This is a genomic window from Bradyrhizobium stylosanthis, assembly GCF_001641335.1.
Classification (GTDB): Bacteria; Pseudomonadota; Alphaproteobacteria; order Rhizobiales; family Xanthobacteraceae; genus Bradyrhizobium; species Bradyrhizobium stylosanthis.
This window is the reverse complement of the sequence record NZ_LVEM01000001.1, coordinates 283,460-298,426: the sequence shown is the minus strand read 5'-3', so window position 1 is coordinate 298,426 and position 14,967 is coordinate 283,460. Positions and strand designations below refer to the sequence as shown.

At 65.4% G+C, this 14,967-nt stretch carries 16 protein-coding genes; 10 read left to right on the top strand and 6 right to left on the bottom strand.

Features of this window, described 5'->3' with window-relative positions; all coding sequences use genetic code 11:
• The first annotated feature begins 117 nt into the window (after positions 1–117).
• Both A7X65_RS01500 and A7X65_RS41390 read left to right on the top strand, forming a co-directional pair.
• Complete coding sequence (locus A7X65_RS01500) at positions 118–624, top strand: GNAT family N-acetyltransferase (protein WP_063684739.1); 507 nt, start codon at positions 118–120, stop codon at positions 622–624.
• Positions 625–751: 127 nt separating this feature from the next.
• Complete coding sequence (locus A7X65_RS41390) at positions 752–1,051, top strand: hypothetical protein (protein ID WP_063682608.1); 300 nt, start codon at positions 752–754, stop codon at positions 1,049–1,051.
• Positions 1,052–1,125: 74 nt separating this feature from the next.
• Here A7X65_RS41390 and A7X65_RS01490 read toward each other — a convergent pair whose 3' ends face one another.
• The gene (locus A7X65_RS01490) at positions 1,126–3,084 is read right to left on the bottom strand and encodes a DEAD/DEAH box helicase (RefSeq protein WP_063682607.1); all 1,959 of its coding nucleotides are present in this window, start codon (positions 3,082–3,084) and stop codon (positions 1,126–1,128) included.
• Positions 3,085–3,411: 327 nt separating this feature from the next.
• On the opposite strand from A7X65_RS01490, the gene A7X65_RS01485 reads away from it, so the two are divergent.
• Positions 3,412–4,152, top strand: coding sequence for a metallophosphoesterase family protein (locus A7X65_RS01485; RefSeq protein WP_063682606.1), 741 nt, complete (start codon positions 3,412–3,414; stop codon positions 4,150–4,152).
• Positions 4,153–4,261: 109 nt separating this feature from the next.
• On the top strand, positions 4,262–4,615 hold the full coding sequence (locus A7X65_RS01480) for a cupin domain-containing protein (protein WP_063682605.1): 354 nt from the start codon (positions 4,262–4,264) through the stop codon (positions 4,613–4,615).
• A 13-nt stretch (positions 4,616–4,628) separates the two neighbouring features.
• Here the strand turns inward: A7X65_RS01480 and A7X65_RS01475 are convergent, their stop codons facing one another.
• The 4 genes from A7X65_RS01475 to A7X65_RS01460 form a co-directional block, all read right to left on the bottom strand.
• The gene (locus A7X65_RS01475) at positions 4,629–5,141 is read right to left on the bottom strand and encodes a hypothetical protein (RefSeq protein ID WP_063682604.1); all 513 of its coding nucleotides are present in this window, start codon (positions 5,139–5,141) and stop codon (positions 4,629–4,631) included.
• Between the two features lie 280 nt (positions 5,142–5,421).
• Entirely contained in the window at positions 5,422–5,829 is a 408-nt protein-coding gene (locus A7X65_RS01470; protein WP_063684738.1) for a VOC family protein, read from the bottom strand.
• A 26-nt stretch (positions 5,830–5,855) separates the two neighbouring features.
• Positions 5,856–6,338, bottom strand: a complete 483-nt coding sequence (locus tag A7X65_RS01465) for a DUF5680 domain-containing protein (protein ID WP_063682603.1) — start codon at positions 6,336–6,338, stop codon at positions 5,856–5,858.
• Positions 6,339–6,340: 2 nt separating this feature from the next.
• A complete protein-coding gene (locus A7X65_RS01460; RefSeq protein WP_063682602.1) occupies positions 6,341–7,492 on the bottom strand; it encodes a zinc-binding dehydrogenase in 1,152 nt (383 codons plus the stop codon).
• Between the two features lie 171 nt (positions 7,493–7,663).
• Between A7X65_RS01460 and A7X65_RS01455 the strand changes: the two genes are divergently transcribed.
• The 6 genes from A7X65_RS01455 (at position 7,664) to A7X65_RS01430 (ending at position 13,062) form a co-directional block, all read left to right on the top strand.
• Entirely contained in the window at positions 7,664–8,149 is a 486-nt protein-coding gene (locus A7X65_RS01455; RefSeq protein WP_245323195.1) for a GNAT family N-acetyltransferase, read from the top strand.
• Positions 8,150–8,337: 188 nt separating this feature from the next.
• The gene (locus A7X65_RS01450) at positions 8,338–8,745 is read left to right on the top strand and encodes a nuclear transport factor 2 family protein (protein WP_063682601.1); all 408 of its coding nucleotides are present in this window, start codon (positions 8,338–8,340) and stop codon (positions 8,743–8,745) included.
• 198 nt (positions 8,746–8,943) lie between these two features.
• A complete protein-coding gene (locus tag A7X65_RS01445) occupies positions 8,944–10,185 on the top strand; it encodes an MFS transporter (protein WP_283806124.1) in 1,242 nt (413 codons plus the stop codon).
• Between the two features lie 78 nt (positions 10,186–10,263).
• Positions 10,264–11,427, top strand: a complete 1,164-nt coding sequence (locus tag A7X65_RS01440; protein WP_063684735.1) for an MFS transporter — start codon at positions 10,264–10,266, stop codon at positions 11,425–11,427.
• A 68-nt stretch (positions 11,428–11,495) separates the two neighbouring features.
• A complete protein-coding gene (locus A7X65_RS01435; RefSeq protein ID WP_063682600.1) occupies positions 11,496–12,107 on the top strand; it encodes a PilZ domain-containing protein in 612 nt (203 codons plus the stop codon).
• A gap of 331 nt (positions 12,108–12,438) precedes the next feature.
• Positions 12,439–13,062, top strand: coding sequence for a transglutaminase-like cysteine peptidase (locus tag A7X65_RS01430; protein ID WP_063682599.1), 624 nt, complete (start codon positions 12,439–12,441; stop codon positions 13,060–13,062).
• A gap of 118 nt (positions 13,063–13,180) precedes the next feature.
• On the opposite strand, the gene A7X65_RS01425 is transcribed toward A7X65_RS01430, so the two are convergent.
• A complete protein-coding gene (locus A7X65_RS01425) occupies positions 13,181–14,944 on the bottom strand; it encodes a CYTH and CHAD domain-containing protein (protein ID WP_063682598.1) in 1,764 nt (587 codons plus the stop codon).
• Positions 14,945–14,967: the final 23 nt, after the last annotated feature.

Here is a 14,967-nt window from a genome sequence, read left to right as displayed (position 1 = left end):
TGGGTAGGACGCCGCAGACGGCATCGTATTCCTGCGGAAGCCGCCAAGATATTTTTCGCTGCGCGGACCGGCACGGCGGAATAAACTGGAATGAGCGAGACGAAAGCGACGACCGACATGATCAAGCCGCACTGGCGCAACGCCCGCACCTCCGACCTTCCCGCGATCAGCGCGATCGCGGCGCGCATCCATCCCGACCTTCCGGAACGGGCGGAGGTGTTCGCGGAGAAGATGCGGCTCTGTCCAGACGGCTGCCGCGTGCTCGTCGCAGATGATGCAATCGCCGGGTATGGGCTGGCGCATCCCTGGAAGCAGCACAGCATTCCGCCGCTCGACGTTTTTCTCGAGCAAATCCCCGACGGTGCTGACTGCCTCTATGTGCACGACGTCGCGGTGCTGCCGGATTTCCGCGGCGGCGCGTCGCGCGCTTATATCGCTGACATGGAAAGGCTGGCCCGTGCGTCAGGTATCGCGACGCTCACGCTGGTCTCGGTCTATGCCACGAAGCCGCTGTGGGAGCGGCACGGCTTTCGGGCGGTTCCGGCGGATGCGCAACTGCGCGCAAAGCTCGCCTCCTATGGCGAGGCTGCGACCTACATGCTCCGCGACCTCACCGCGACCTAACGTCCCAGCCGGCAAGTCGCGGCTCACGCGGGCGTGAAGCCGCGCGCTCGAACCGGCTTCGGTCAGCTCCCGTCGAAGAACTGTGCGGGCCGTTCCGGTTTCGCCGAACCGAGACTGGAGAAGATCCATGAAACTCACTTTGTCGAAAGTTGCCTTGATTGCATTTGCTGCGACGGCGGCGTTCAGCGCGACCAGCGCCAACGCGGCGCAGTACCGGACCTATGGCTGCGAATTCGCCTTCTTCGAGGGCTGCGCCGGCCTGGTCGAGCTGCCGAACCAGGGCGGCGCACGTCGCGTCGCTCGCACCACCCATGACATCTCGCCCATCTACATGAGGCAGACCGACCCGCGATACAATTCGGCGCTGCGTGATGCCGGCGGTGGTGGTGGCGGCGGTGGTGGTGGTGGCGGTGGCGGCGGCCGCTGAGCCCACACAGGTTTTTCGGATGATGCCGCCGGCGCAATCCGGCGGCATCATTGCTGTCTGCATGTCTGGCGTTCTCAGCCGCGGTGCTTTTTCTTCTTCGGCTTCTTGCCCGGCGCGCCGCCCTTTGCGGGCCACGGCGTCACCGACGGCTCTGCATGGCCCGGCTTGTTCTTGTGCTTCTTTTTCTTTCCGAATGACGGGGCATCCTCGAACTTCGGCCCGCGCTCGCCGAAACCCTTGCCGCCCGGCTTGAAGCCCTTCTCGCGCGGCCGATGCTCGCGCCGCTCGCGATGATCACCGTCGCGATCTTCCCGCCGCGGCTCGTGCGACCGTTCCTCCTGGGGCTCGCGGCCCTGCGGCGCATCCGCCATCGGCTCGATCCGGATGCTGTCTTCCTTGTCCGGACGCTTGACCTTCACGGCGAAGGACTCCGCGACCCGCTGGGAGATCTCGAACTCGGTCGTGGTGTCCATGATCTTGATGGCGCCGATGTCGCGCTTGTCGATGCCGCCGCGGCGGCAGATCATCGGCAGCAGCCAGCGCGCTTCCGCGTTCTTGCGCCGTCCGATCGCGGCGCGGAACCAGACGCTGCCCTCCGCCATGGCGTGCTTCGACGACGCCTTCCCCGATTTCGCACGAGGCTTGCCGGGACGATCGTCGCCGCCCTMGCCCCTGTCGTGGAATTTGTCGCGGCCGCGATCGTCGCGTGACCGGGTGGGTCGTTCGCCGGGATCGATGATGTCCTCCGGCGACGGCAGGCGCGCACGATAGAGCCGCGCCAGCGCGGCGGCGATGTCCTCGGCCGAACGCTCGGCGAGCAAGGCCTGCGCCAGCGCCAGATCGTCGGGAGTCGTCTCCTCGGTGAACAGCACGTCCTTCATGCGGTCGTGATCGAGCTTGCGGATCTCGTCGGCCTGGGGCGCCGTACCCCACTCCGTATCGACGCCTGCCAGATTGAGCAGCAGTTCGGCACGCCGCCGCCGCGCGGGCGGCACCAGGAGGACGCTCGTCCCCTTGCGTCCGGCGCGTCCCGTGCGGCCCGAGCGGTGCTGCATGACTTCCGCGTCGTTGGGCAGGTCGGCATGGATGACGAGATCGAGGCTCGGCAGATCGATGCCGCGGGCGGCGACGTCGGTCGCAACGCAAACGCGGGCGCGTCCATCACGCAGCGACTGCAGCGCCATGGTTCGCTCGTTCTGCGTCAATTCGCCCGACAGCGCGACCACGGAAAAGCCGCGCTCCAGGAGCGCCGCCTGCAAATGCCTGACGTGATCGCGTGTGCTGCAGAACACGAGAGCGCTCGGCGCCTCGTAGAAGCGCAGCACGTTGACGACCGCGTGCTCGGCATCGGCGGGCGCGATCCGGATGGCGCGGTACTCGATGTCGGCGTGACCGCCCTCGTCGCCCGCGACCTCGATCCGGAACGCGTCGCGCTGGTATTGCCGCGCCAGCGCGACGATGCCGCGCGGGAACGTCGCCGAGAACATCAGCGTGCGGCGCGTCTCCGGCGTGGTTTCGAGGATGAATTCCATGTCCTCGCGAAAGCCGAGATTGAGCATCTCGTCGGCTTCGTCGAGCACGACCGCTGTCAGTTCGGAGATGTCGAGCCGGCCGCGCCGCAAATGGTCGCACAGACGGCCGGGCGTGCCGACGACGATATGCGCACCGGCGGCAAGCTCGCGCTGCTCGCGCCGCGGATCCATGCCGCCGACACAGGAGACGACCCGCCCGCCCGCATGCCCGTAGAGCCAGGCGAGTTCGCGCTGAACCTGCAAGGCCAGTTCGCGGGTCGGCGCCACGATCAGGGCGAGCGGCGCACCGGCCTGCTCGAACCGCTCGGCATCGTCGAGCAGGTTCTTGGCGATGGCCAGACCATAGGCGACGGTCTTGCCGGAGCCGGTCTGCGCCGAGACCAGGAGATCGCGGCTGGTCGCCTCGTGGGCGAGCACGGCGAGCTGGACGGGGGTCAGTGAATCATAATTCCGCTCGGCCAAAGCGCGGGCGAGCGGCGGGGTGAGGGCCGGAAGAGACACGAGATGGGAAACCTTGGTTAATTCAGGCGCGCAAACGGTGAACCGGCGGACCTGAGCGGGCGTGCGCGGCAATCGGCCCGGCCGCACGCTTGATTTGATCTGGGCGCTCTTTACGCCAAGTGCTCCCAAATCACCATGCCTTTGATGCATGGCTTGGCGGAAAGGGCCGCGCCCGAAGGTTGCAGCGGATTTTCCCGGCCACCTTGCTTAAGGTGGGCGCAACCGGATCTGCCGGGAATGAGCGCGTGACCTCCTCTGCCAAGTGGATAGATATGTCCGGTAACCTGGCGGACTCAAGTTCGGGCGAAACAAGAAGGGAGCGCAACGATGCGATTGGCAATCATTTCCGACATCCACGGCAACCTTGCCGCGCTGGAGGCGGTGCTGGCCGACATCAAGACACGGGGCGTCGATCGCACGGTCAACCTCGGCGATTGCGTCACCAGCCCGTTGTGGCCGAAAGAGACTTTCGAAGCGCTCCAGTCGCTGTCGTTGCCGACCGTGCGCGGAAACCATGATCGCTGGATCGAGGAGTTTCCGGACGACAAGCTCTCGCCGGCAGGCCTGTTTGCGCGCAACGCGTTGACCGCGGAGCAGCGCCGCACGCTCCACGGCCTGCCCTCCCAAATCCGGCTGGACGACGGGATCCTGGCCTGCCATGGCACGCCGGACAGCGATACGACGTGCCTGCTCGAAGAATCGCTCGACGACGGACGCTTTGTGCCGGCCCGTCGCGACGTGCTGGCAGCGCGCCTCGCGGGTGAGCCGGCGGCCCGCGTGGTGCTGTGTGGCCATAGCCACCGCCAGGCGGTCATTCAGGCCCCGGGCGAATGTCTGGTTCTCAATCCGGGAAGCGTCGGCTGCCCGGTATTCGCGGACATTCCTATTGCCGCAAACCTGGAATATCGCTCGCCGCACGCGCGGTATGCGGTCATCACCAAGCGGGCAAGGGGCTGGCAGGTCGAGCTTCTGGCGCTCGAATATGACTGGCAGGCGGCCTCAGCGCGTGCACTCGCCAACAGCCGCCCCGAATGGGCGCACGCGATGCTGTCCGGATACGTCAAGTAGAGGCTTTCGCGCCCCTCAGCAGGCAGGATCGAGAGATGAACGAGCACGGCCTTGTCGTGCCCCCTCCTCGATCCCAAATCCTGCCTCACCAGGGAGCAACGGGGAAAACATGACCGACGCAATATCGCTTGCCGACAAGCTCGCAACCTTCGGAGATCATTGGTCGCCGCGCACGGTCACGACCTTCAACGATTGCGACGTGATGGTGGTGAAGGTGAAGGGTGAGTTCACCTGGCACAAGCATGACGACACCGATGATTTTTTCCTCGTGTTGAAGGGTCATCTCGATATCGAACTGCGCGACCGCACTGTCACACTCGGCCCGGGCGAGCTCTATGTCGTGCCCAAGGGCGTCGAGCATCGCCCGGTGGCGCGCGAGGAAGTCCATCTCATGCTGATCGAGCCGAGCGGCACGCCGAACACCGGCGACAAGGCGACCGCCGCCGCGCGCAAGCTCGCATAGCGGACAGCGCACCCTAATCCCGGGAGGCCGCCAGTTTGCTGAAGCTGCCGGCCAGTCTGGCTTTTGCGCGGGCAACAGCGTCCCTCGCCGCGCGGGCCAGGGCGCGGATGGCACGCCAGGCTTCGGTCGCCTGCAGCCACGCTTTCGCCGCGGCGTATTTTCCGTAGCACCAGGCAAAAGCGGGAATTCGCATCAGCTTGTCGCGCGTGAGGTGGAACAGGCGCTCGACCAGCACCAGCTTGAGCAATTCGCCGACGATGAACGTCACGGCGCCGCTCACGAACTGACCGGTTGCGGCGAGATAGGCCGCGACCGGCTTGATCGGCTCCAGGATAATGACCGGCACGGAGAACAGGGCGAGAGACGTATAGGGCGGCAGCGACTTGATCCAGGCGCGCAGCCGCCTGAATTCGAAATGCCACCCGATCCAGCGCGCAATCGGCCTCGCCACGGCCATGAAGACCGCATCCACCAGGAAATAGATCGCGGTCAGGATGTAAGTGACCGGTTTCAGGATTCGCTTCACGGCACCTCTCCTGCGAAGTGAAAGCCGGAACCTGGGCCGAAGTTTCACCTCGACGTGAATAACTCGGGGATATCGGATGGAACTTTTGCGGCGGCCGTTGCGACTGTACTCTTCCTTCTCCCCTTGCGGGAGAAGGTGGCGCGCAGCGCCGGATGAGGGGTATCTATCCCGGCATTCAAAAGCGAATTGGACTCGCGGAGAGATACCCCTCACCCGTCTCGCCGCTGCGCGGCGAGCCGCCCTCTCCCACAAGGGGAGAGGGTGAAACCACCCTCCACGCTCAGATTTCCGCATAGACCTCCAGCAGATTACCGTCGGGGTCGCGGAAGAACAGCGTGCGGTGGCCGAAGGACTGGTTCGTCGGCGGCGACAGCAGCGCCACGCCCTGCCGAAGGAGCTCGTCGGCACAGGCATCGACTTCGGCGGCTGCGACCTTGAAGGCCAGTTGCAGCGAGGCGCTGCCCGGCGGCGTCGGCGCATCAGCCGCAGTCCGGCTCGGCCTTGCCAGCGCCAGCGTGTTGCTCCCGATGCCGTACTCGATCCAGTTCGGCGAGAGTTCGCGCAGCAGCGGAAACGCGAGGACGTCCTCGTAGAAGCGGCGCATCGCCGCCATGTCGCGGACAAAGATCACGGTATAGTCGATTGCGCGGATGGCGCTGAAGGGGGAGCGCCGGGCCGGGTCTGGCATTATCTCGTCCTCGCCGCGCATTTGATCTATCGCAGCAGACCGCCACTGTAGCGCAATTCATACAGCGGCGCGCCGTTCTGCCGCGCGATCGTCTCGACGCCATGGAAACGACCGAGCGCCCCCTCGACCTCGTTGCGATAGATCATGCCCACCTGCTCGAACAGGTGCGGTCCCCGGTAGGGCCGTTCGACGGACACGGCCAGCAACGCCTGACGCAGGAATTTGTAGATCGCGAGAAAGGTGTCGCGATCCCCGATCCCCGCATCAACCCCTCCGCTGTAGCTCATCGACCAGATGACGCGTTCGTCCCGCGACACCGTCTCCTGCCCGGCGAAGAATCCCATCCCGAAATAGATATCGCGATAGGCATAGGGCGCGGCGCGATGCTCGAGTTGCTTCGCGCCGGCGAGCAGCGGCGCCGCCACGGTCGCGTCATCGTCGAGGCCGGCATAGGTGCGCCGCTTGGCCTCGACCAGGAACGCGGCGAGATCGCCGGGGACGGCCGCCATCCTCACTCCACCAGTTCCGGCCACGGCACGATGGTCGACTTCACCGTCTTCATCGCCATGGCGTCCTTGACCGCCTGAGCGACGCCCGCTTCCGTGAACGGATAGATCGTCTGCATCTTCAGCCAGGGATACTTGCCCGCCGTGCGGTACAGCATATCCACGCCGAGCGGCAGATCGTTTCCGGTGAAGCCCCAGGAGCCCAGCACGTTGAGGTCCTTGGTGCAGATGCGATGCCACGATGTGTCGATGGAGCCGGCGTCGGTGAACTGGCCCATCTCGACATAGGTGCCGCCGTCGCGCAGCATCTCGATGCCCTCAGGGCCGGCGGTCGGATGGCCCGAGCAGTCCATCACCAGATCAGCGCCGAAGCCGCCGACGATTTTCCGCACGCGATCGATCCGCTCTTGCGGCGATTTGATCTCCTCGATGTTCACGGTCGCTTCCGCGCCGAACTCGCGCGCGAGCTTTAGGCGCGGCTCCTCAGGCGCTCCGACGCAGATGACGCGCCCTGCCCCCATCTCCTTTGCGGCCGCGACCGCGAGAATTCCGATCGGACCCGAGCCCTGGATCACCACCGTATCGCCCCAGCTGAATCCGCCGGCGCGGGTGGCACGGTTGAAGGCACGGATGCAGGAGGTCAGCGGCTCGGACAGCGCACCTAACCGCAGCGACATGTCGTCGGGCAGCTTGTAGATCTTGGTGCCCGGCAGCATCTCGAGATCGACATAGACATATTCGGCCCAGCCGCCCCACATGTGCGGCGCCTTGTCGAAGCCGAGATAGCGGCCGTAATAGACCGGCGTCAGGCATTTGTTCGCCGTTTGCGGATAGTGGATGCAGTAATAGCACTGGCCGCAGGGCATCAGCGGCGGGATCATCACTTTCGAGCCGACCTTGAGCGGCTTGCTCATGAAGTCTTCGGTGAATTCGTCGCCGCATTCCACGATGACGCCGCCGATCTCGTGGCCCAGCGTGAACGGCCACGGCAGCGGCTTCGGCCAGTGCCCCTTCAGGATATGCAGATCGGTGCCGCAGACCCCGCAGGCGCCGACCTTGATCAGCGCGGCCTTCTTGCCGACCTTCGGCCACGACACGGTCTTGATGACGGGTTCGCTGCCCGGCCCGGCGTGGGTGCAGACGCGGATTTGCTCCATGGTGTGTCCTCGCTGCCCGTCTGTTATGATCGATGGTGCGGGCTGTAGCGAAGCGTATGTGAGATGCGTTGCCGTGCCAAGGTGCCGTAATGCCGTAGCCCGCATGAGCGAAGCGATATGCGGGAACAGCGGTCCCGGATGTCGCTGCGCTCATCCGGGCTACGAGTGAGGATGCCGATGCTGCGTGACTACCGAGAGGAGGATGCCGACGCGATCGTCCGCGTCGCGCAGGCGGCTTTCGCCGAGTTCGAGCCGCACTTTTCCGACTGGCCGCTGTTCACGGCCAACGTCGCGAAGATGCCGCAGCTGGCCAGGACCGGCGAGATCATCGTCGCCGAAGACGACGGCGAGATCGCCGGCGCCGTGGCCTATATCGGCCCTCGCGCGCCGAAGCCGGCGTTCTTCGATCCGGCCTGGCCGGTGATCCGCATGCTGGTGGTCGATCCCGGCGCGCGCGGCAAGGGCATCGGCCGGCAATTGACCGAAGAATGCCTGCGCCGCGCCGAGCGCGACCAGGCGCAGGCCATCGCCCTGCACACGACGACGATCATGACGGTCGCGCTGCCGATGTATCTGCGCATGGGATTTGTCAGAAGCGGCGAGGCGCCGGACATTCTGGGCGTGCCATATGCGGTGTACGTGAAGTCGCTGGCGTAGGATTCGGATTTGTAGCCCGCATGAGCGAAGCGACATGCGGGACCGGCCGCCCCGGATTTCGCTCATCCGGGCTACGGGAGCGGCTTGCGCCGGCGGCATGTTTCTCACATTCGATGGTGCGAGGCCGAACTTCGGCAAGAAATTTGCAGCGAAGCGTGCCGTGACGCACCAATTCAATTCGGGGTTCCATGACTGATAGCATATGCGCGCTTTTCGATCGCTGGGAGCAAGTCTGGCATGAGGGGCGATTTGACCTGATCCCGGACTGCGTGGGCTCGCATTACATCCGTCACGATGAGAGGGGCGACCGGACCGTTACACGGGACGAATATGCTGCGGAATTGCAGACGGTGCATCGAGACCGGCCCGGAATCTGCGTCGTCGTGTATGATCATTCCTTCACGATCGACCGCGCGTGGTTCCGATTTGCGTTCGTCTGGCCCGATCCGACGACCGGCGAGAAGCGTAGTCGTGCCGGCATGCAAAGCTACCGCATTGATGGCGGCAAGCTGGCCGAGACCTGGATCACGATGCTTGGTCTTGGTACCGCATGGGCCGACGAGCCCCAGGAAAGCTGGACCCGCCGCAAGGCATGAGCAAGGTGCGCGTCCGGGACGTCACCTATTTTGTTTTTGTCCTTCGCGGCTTCTTGCACTGCCGAGGCATGGTCCATAGACCTCGCTGAAGTTATGACTTCCATGCAAGACATAGCTGTTCTTCAAGCACATCCAAATATCTTGAGCGCCAGTAGGTGAACGTGTAGGGACCACCATATTCCCATCCCAGGTGATCGCTTGAACCCCCAGCCCCAAAATCCCGTGGTCGCGTCCGGCTCGTTCGCGGCGATGAAATCCGTGCCGTACCGGCTGCAATTCATCGCCTACGTGCTGGCGATGATGGCCGACAATATCGAGCATGTGATCAGCTATTGGGTGGTGTTCCAGAAATTCCACTCGCCGACGCTGGGCGGCTTCGCCGTGCTGTCGCACTGGCTGCCGTTCCTGCTGTTCTCGGTCGCGGTCGGCGGGCTGGCCGACCGGTTCGATCCGCGCCGCATCATCCAGTGCGGCATGCTGCTGTTCATCGTCGCCTCGGCCGGATGGGGCTTCTTCTTCCTGACCGACACGATCCAGATGTGGCACGCGATGCTGCTGCTGGTGATCCACGGCTGCGCCGGCGTGTTGTGGCAGACACCGAACCAGCTGCTGCTCTACGACCTCGTCGGCCCAGCGGATCTCCCCAGCGCGGTGCGGCTCAACGCGATGGCGCGCTATCTCGGCATTCTGGTCGGGCCCGCGGTCGGCGGAATCATCATGCTGACGCTCGGCACCTCGCACGGCATCATCTTCAACACGCTGTTCTATCTGCCGATGCTGCTGTGGCTGTTCTGGGCACCCGTCCGCGACAAGAGTGCGGCTGTCCGGCGCTTCGCCGTGCGCGGGTTTGCGGACATCGTGCTCACCATCCGCGCGATCGGCACGCAGCCGGTGCTGACGGCGATGACCTGGCTTGCCGGCCTCACCTCCTTCATGATCGGCAATGCCTATCACGCGCAGATGCCGGGCTTTGCCGGCGATCTCGGCCATGGCGATCCCGGCGTCTCCTACAGCGTGCTGCTGGCGGCGGATGCCGGCGGCGCGCTGCTCGCCGGCATCGCGCTGGAATCCTGGGGACGGCTGAAGGGCACGCCGCGCACCGCGATCATGCTGGCCATGCTCTGGAGCGTCGCGCTGCTCGGCTTCGCCGCGGTGCGGATCTATCCGGTCGCGATCGTGCTGCTGTTCTTCGCCGGTTTCTTCGAGCTGTCGTTCAACACCATGGCGCAGGCGCTGGTACAGCTGAACGCGCCGCACGACATGCGCGGCCGCGTCGTCGGCCTCTACAACATGGCCGGGCTCGGCATGCGGGCCTTCAGCGGCATCACCGTCGGCGTGTTCGGCGCTGCGATCGGCATTCACTGGTCGCTCGGGCTCTCCGCCGCAGTGCTGCTGGCGCTGCTGTGCCTGCTGTATCAGCGAGCGACGAAGAAGGCGTAGGGACGCGGGCCTCACGCCGCAGGCGGTTGACTCCGGCATCTGCCCACCGCACCCTCAGGACTTTTGGGGGACGACGCATTGCGCAATCGCTGGGGCATTCTTGCGATCCTGTTCGTCGTTCGTCTCACCATCGCGTTCCAGTTCCAGAGCGTTGCAGCGGTCGCACCGCTGTTGCAGCAGACCTTCGGCGTCGGGCTCGCCGACATCGGCATCCTGATCGGGCTCTATTTCACGCCGGGCGTGGTGCTGGCGCTGCCGGGCGGCGCGATCGGCCGGCGCTTCGGCGACAAGCCGACCACGATTGCCGCGCTATTGCTGATGACGGCAGGCAGCCTCGTCATGGCCACCACCGATGTCTGGGGCTGGCAGATGGCGGGCCGTCTCGTCTCCGGCGCCGGCGGCGTGCTGCTGACCGTGCAGCTCACCAAGATGGGCACCGACTGGTTCGCGGGGAAGGAGATCGCCACCGCGATGGCAATCTTCGTCAACTCCTGGCCCGCCGGCGTTGCGATCTCGCTGCTGGTGCTGCCGGCGATCGGCACGGCCTATGGCGCGGGCGCCGTGTTCGCGGCGACCGGCACACTGACCGTGATCGGCATTGTACTCATCACGCTCTACCAGCCGCCGCCCGGCGCAACGGTCAGCGCGAGCAGCTCGGGCCGGCTCGATCCCCTCGCGCTGCTGGCGGTGATCGTCGCCGGCACGATCTGGGGCCTATATAATGTCGGCTTCGCCATGATCTTCTCGTTCGGCCCGTCCCTGCTCGCCGAGCGCGGCTGGAGCATTGCCGCCGCCGGCTCGGCGATCAGCGTCGTGATGTGGCTGTCGGTGATCTCGGTGCCGTCGGGCGGGTATCTGGCCGATCGCGGCAGGCCCTTTGTCCTGACGATCGCGGCCAGCCTCGTCGTGGCCGCCCTGCTGGCCTGGCTGACCCGGTCCGACGCCGTGCTCACTATTCTTGTGCTGATCGGCATGGTCGGGGGCTTCCCGGCCGGCCCGATCATGAGCCTTGCCGCCCGCGTGCTCGCCCCCGAAACCAGGGCGATCGGGATGGGCGTGTTCTACACACTCTTCTATGCCGCGATGATGCTGGGGCCGGCAATCGCCGGCCGGCTGGCCAAATCGGCCGGAACGGCCGCGGCCGCGCTCGACCTCGGCGCACTCGCGGTGCTGGCCTGCCCGCCCCTGATGTGGCTTTTCGAGCGCATTGTGTCTGTGCGTGTTCGGCACGCCCAATCCTAACGCGGCATTAACCCTGTGCACCTTAGGGTCGTGCCGGACTCCGCCAGGCGGGGGGTCGGGTTGTGAAAATGGCGTTGGCGAACAAAAAATTTCTACCGGCCGCCGAGGAACGTCGGCGTTTCCAGCGGGTGAAAGTCCACCTGCTCGGCCGCTACATGCTGCCGGACCGCCGTGAATTCCCCTGCCAGGTGATCAACATGTCGCCCGGCGGGCTCGCTTTGCTCGCCCCCGGCATCGGCAATGTCGGCGACCGCGTGGTCGCCTATCTCGACCATATCGGCCGCGTCGAAGGCAAGATCACCCGCATCATCGACAATGGCTTTGCCATGACGATCGGGGCGACGCCCAGGAAGCGCGACAAGCTCGCGGCCCAGCTCACCTGGCTCGCCAACCGCGACATCCTCAACCTGCCGGAAGACCGCCGCCACGACCGTATCGTGCCGCGCAACCCGATCGCGGTGCTGACGCTCGAGGACGGCACCAAGATGACCTGCCGCATCATCGACCTTTCGCTGTCCGGTGCGGCCATTGCCGCCGAGAACCGCCCGCCCCTGAAATCGATCGTTCTGCTCGGCCGCGTGCAGGGCCGCGTGGTCCGAAACCTCGAAGACGGCTTCGCGCTGGAGTTCATGCACGAGCAGCCGGTGGAGACACTCGAAGAGAGCGTTACCGCCCGGTAAAGCGCAATCGCGCCAAAACCAGCGATTTTCCAGCCCTGAAGGCGGCCTCCGCGATGCGGACGCCGCCTTTTTCATGCGTTGTGACGGCGCCAGCGCGAGTTAACGCGGGGGCCGTTTGCGCGCCGAAACGGCGGTTCCACCAGCGTTTCCGCGTTAATCGATAAAATTTGAATCAATTGCAGTAATACTGCATTTTACGCAAATTCTATTCAAGTATAGATCGAATTAGCCGCGCCTTTTACTTGTATTCGTCTCGACTTGACTTGATCGACTTAGCGGCAATTCAAAAGCTCGATGCGCATTGTGGTCCCAACAAGAAACGGGGGCGACAATGTTCAACTTCAAGGGACATGGGAAAGGCTTGGCGATTGCCGCCATGCTCTTCGGGATCAGCGCGGCAGCGCAGGCCGGCGAAAGCCGTCTGCTCTACGCGAGCCTCGGCGACACCACGCGTGCGCCGATCGGCTGGGTCGAGTTCTGTGCGGACAACGCCGCGCAGTGCCAGGGCGGTCCGACGCAGCCGCGCGACATCGTGATGTCGCAGACGGCATGGCGCGACCTCGTCAAGGTCAATCGCTGGGTCAACGAGACCGTCAAGCCTTTGACCGACCAGGAGCACTGGGGCGTGATCGAGAAGTGGTCGCTGCCTTCGGACGGCTACGGCGACTGTGAAGACTACGTGCTGTTGAAGCGCAAGATGCTGATGGATGCCGGCTGGCCGCGCGAGGCCCTGCTCATCACCGTCGTGCGCGACAAGAAGGGCGAAGGGCACGCGGTGCTGACGGTGAAGACCGACAAGGGCGAGTTCGTTCTCGACAATCAGAACGAGAACGTCGTTGCCTGGACGGAGACCGGCTACCGCTTCGTCAAGCGCCAGTCGCAGGGCGATCCCAATGTCTGGGTCTCGCTCGGCGATACCAGGCCGGCGGTCTCCACCGCCAGCGCGAGAGATTAGAAACGAGACAACAGGTTACGCGACCCGGTCACATCCCCACCCCTCCCCGTCCCAGACCGGTTCGCGCGCGGCCAGCCATCCCCCAATGGCTGGCCGCAACTTTTTTCGGGATATGCGATCAGCCCTGCGCCGACCACGGCACGCGCGCCGCGGTGAAGTCTCGCCAGCTGCCCAGCAGGGACCGGTGTGCGCCGATCGATGCGCGTGCCTGCCAGCCGGTGATCGCGGCCGCCGCAATGGCGCTGTCGCGATCCTCGGAGCCGAGCCCGTCGAGCAATGAGGCCGTCACCGCCATGTCGTTGAAGGCGCCGAGCTCCTCCTGCAGGCCGGCGAGCCTGCGGGCGAATTTTCGCGACGATTTGCGATCGGCGAACAGCGGCAGCAGGAACTCGCCGAGATAGCGCAGACGCTTGGTCGCGAGCCGCACCCGGTGCACCTCGTCGACATCAAGCGATTTGAAGCGACGGCCGCGCTTGAGCACCTTGGCGTGCTGCTCCGACAAGACGCGCTCGGCGAAATTGACCGCCGGTTCGGCGAGCCGTCCGAGATCCTCGGGCGCGACGTCGTTGCGCCAGCCCCGCGTCTCGATCCAGCCGCCGAGATTGATCAGGAACACGGCGCAGCGGCGATCGTCGAGCGCATGGTGCGCCTTGCGATAGGCTTCCGACTGGCGCCGCGCCGCGACGCGACCCAGCGCATCGAATCCGGCGACCGAAGGACAGGCGCTTGCGATCGCCGGCAAGGTCTCGAGCTGGAACACGTCCCAGTCGCGCGCGGCGGACAGATCCTGCGCCAGCCATCTGGCTTCCGACCGCAATGCGTCGAGATTGCTGAGCGCGCCGGCCGACCGCATCAGGTCGAGCGCCGATCGCAGCCGGCGCAGCGAGACACGCAGCTGATGCACCCCTTCCGGGTTGCGGCCGTCCTCGGCCGCCGGCAGCGACTGCAGCAGATGGAGGAAGCACGACCGCAGGATCGTCGCGAAGGCCTCGTCGAGCGCGACGGCGGGATCGAGATGCAGCTTGCGCGGCCGCTGCACCGAGGGCGGCTTGTCCGCGGCAAGGTCGAAGCCGCGCGCCGACTTGCTGCGGATGGACGGCTTCACCGCGCCGTGCTCGGCAAGGCGCAGCGCGATCTCGTAGATCGTGCTCGCGCTGCCGCTCTTGAGCTCAAGCTCGATCTCGCTCACTGGCACCGAACGGTCACCGGATGTCAGCACGCCCTGGTCGAAGGCGATCTCGACGGTGCCGGACGGCAGATCGATCATGCGCGCGTGACGATGGACGTCGGCGGTGAAGACCGCTTCGAGCGGCTGCGTTTCGAGCTGCGCGCGAAGCTTCTCCGGAATGAAGGGCATCGCTAGCGCGAGATCGGGCGCGAGCGACGGCACGTTCGCCTCCCATTCGCCGCGGCGCAGCGGGTCGTCGGCGGCGTCGGTCTTCACGGTCTGCACGAAGCGCGCGCCGCTCTGGCGGACGCGAAGGCTGAGTCCGGCGCGACGCAGCGTTCGCTCCGGCGTATCGTAGTAGATGGATTTCAGATGCTTGCGCGTGCCCTTGTTGCGGGCGTTCGCCGCGATGACAGGCGCAGCAGCGAAGTGCGCCATGCGATCGGCGTCGACGAGAAGCTTGAGCTCGATTTCACCGGCGGGGCGTGCGGCAACGTTCGGCTGCAATGGTTCCAATGCCGGCGGCGTTATCTGCGGTGGCGTCGGATCGATCACAGCGCCCTCGAAGGTCGCAGATTCCACGCCGGGCTCGGCTGGATCAATTTGCCTGAGGAACCCGGCGACGACTTGCGTCTTCTTGCGATCCTTCGGGTCAGGATTCCCATCCGGCGCGCCCGGTGTCTTGCGGGCCGGCGTTGCGTCTGATTTCAGCATTTTACGGTGACATGACAGTTCAA

What these genes read in the sequence shown, in the direction of transcription:
- A7X65_RS01500 (WP_063684739.1), top strand. Translation starts at nt 118, where the DNA reads ATGATCAAGCCGCACTGGCGCAACGCCCGCACCTCCGACCTTCCCGCG.
- A7X65_RS41390 (WP_063682608.1), top strand. Translation starts at nt 752, where the DNA reads ATGAAACTCACTTTGTCGAAAGTTGCCTTGATTGCATTTGCTGCGACG.
- A7X65_RS01485 (WP_063682606.1), top strand. Translation starts at nt 3,412, where the DNA reads ATGCGATTGGCAATCATTTCCGACATCCACGGCAACCTTGCCGCGCTG.
- A7X65_RS01480 (WP_063682605.1), top strand. Translation starts at nt 4,262, where the DNA reads ATGACCGACGCAATATCGCTTGCCGACAAGCTCGCAACCTTCGGAGAT.
- A7X65_RS01470 (WP_063684738.1), bottom strand. Translation starts at nt 5,829, where the DNA reads ATGCCAGACCCGGCCCGGCGCTCCCCCTTCAGCGCCATCCGCGCAATC.
- A7X65_RS01465 (WP_063682603.1), bottom strand. Translation starts at nt 6,338, where the DNA reads ATGGCGGCCGTCCCCGGCGATCTCGCCGCGTTCCTGGTCGAGGCCAAG.
- A7X65_RS01460 (WP_063682602.1), bottom strand. Translation starts at nt 7,492, where the DNA reads ATGGAGCAAATCCGCGTCTGCACCCACGCCGGGCCGGGCAGCGAACCC.
- A7X65_RS01455 (WP_245323195.1), top strand. Translation starts at nt 7,664, where the DNA reads ATGCCGATGCTGCGTGACTACCGAGAGGAGGATGCCGACGCGATCGTC.
- A7X65_RS01450 (WP_063682601.1), top strand. Translation starts at nt 8,338, where the DNA reads ATGACTGATAGCATATGCGCGCTTTTCGATCGCTGGGAGCAAGTCTGG.
- A7X65_RS01435 (WP_063682600.1), top strand. Translation starts at nt 11,496, where the DNA reads ATGGCGTTGGCGAACAAAAAATTTCTACCGGCCGCCGAGGAACGTCGG.
- A7X65_RS01430 (WP_063682599.1), top strand. Translation starts at nt 12,439, where the DNA reads ATGTTCAACTTCAAGGGACATGGGAAAGGCTTGGCGATTGCCGCCATG.
- A7X65_RS01425 (WP_063682598.1), bottom strand. Translation starts at nt 14,944, where the DNA reads ATGCTGAAATCAGACGCAACGCCGGCCCGCAAGACACCGGGCGCGCCG.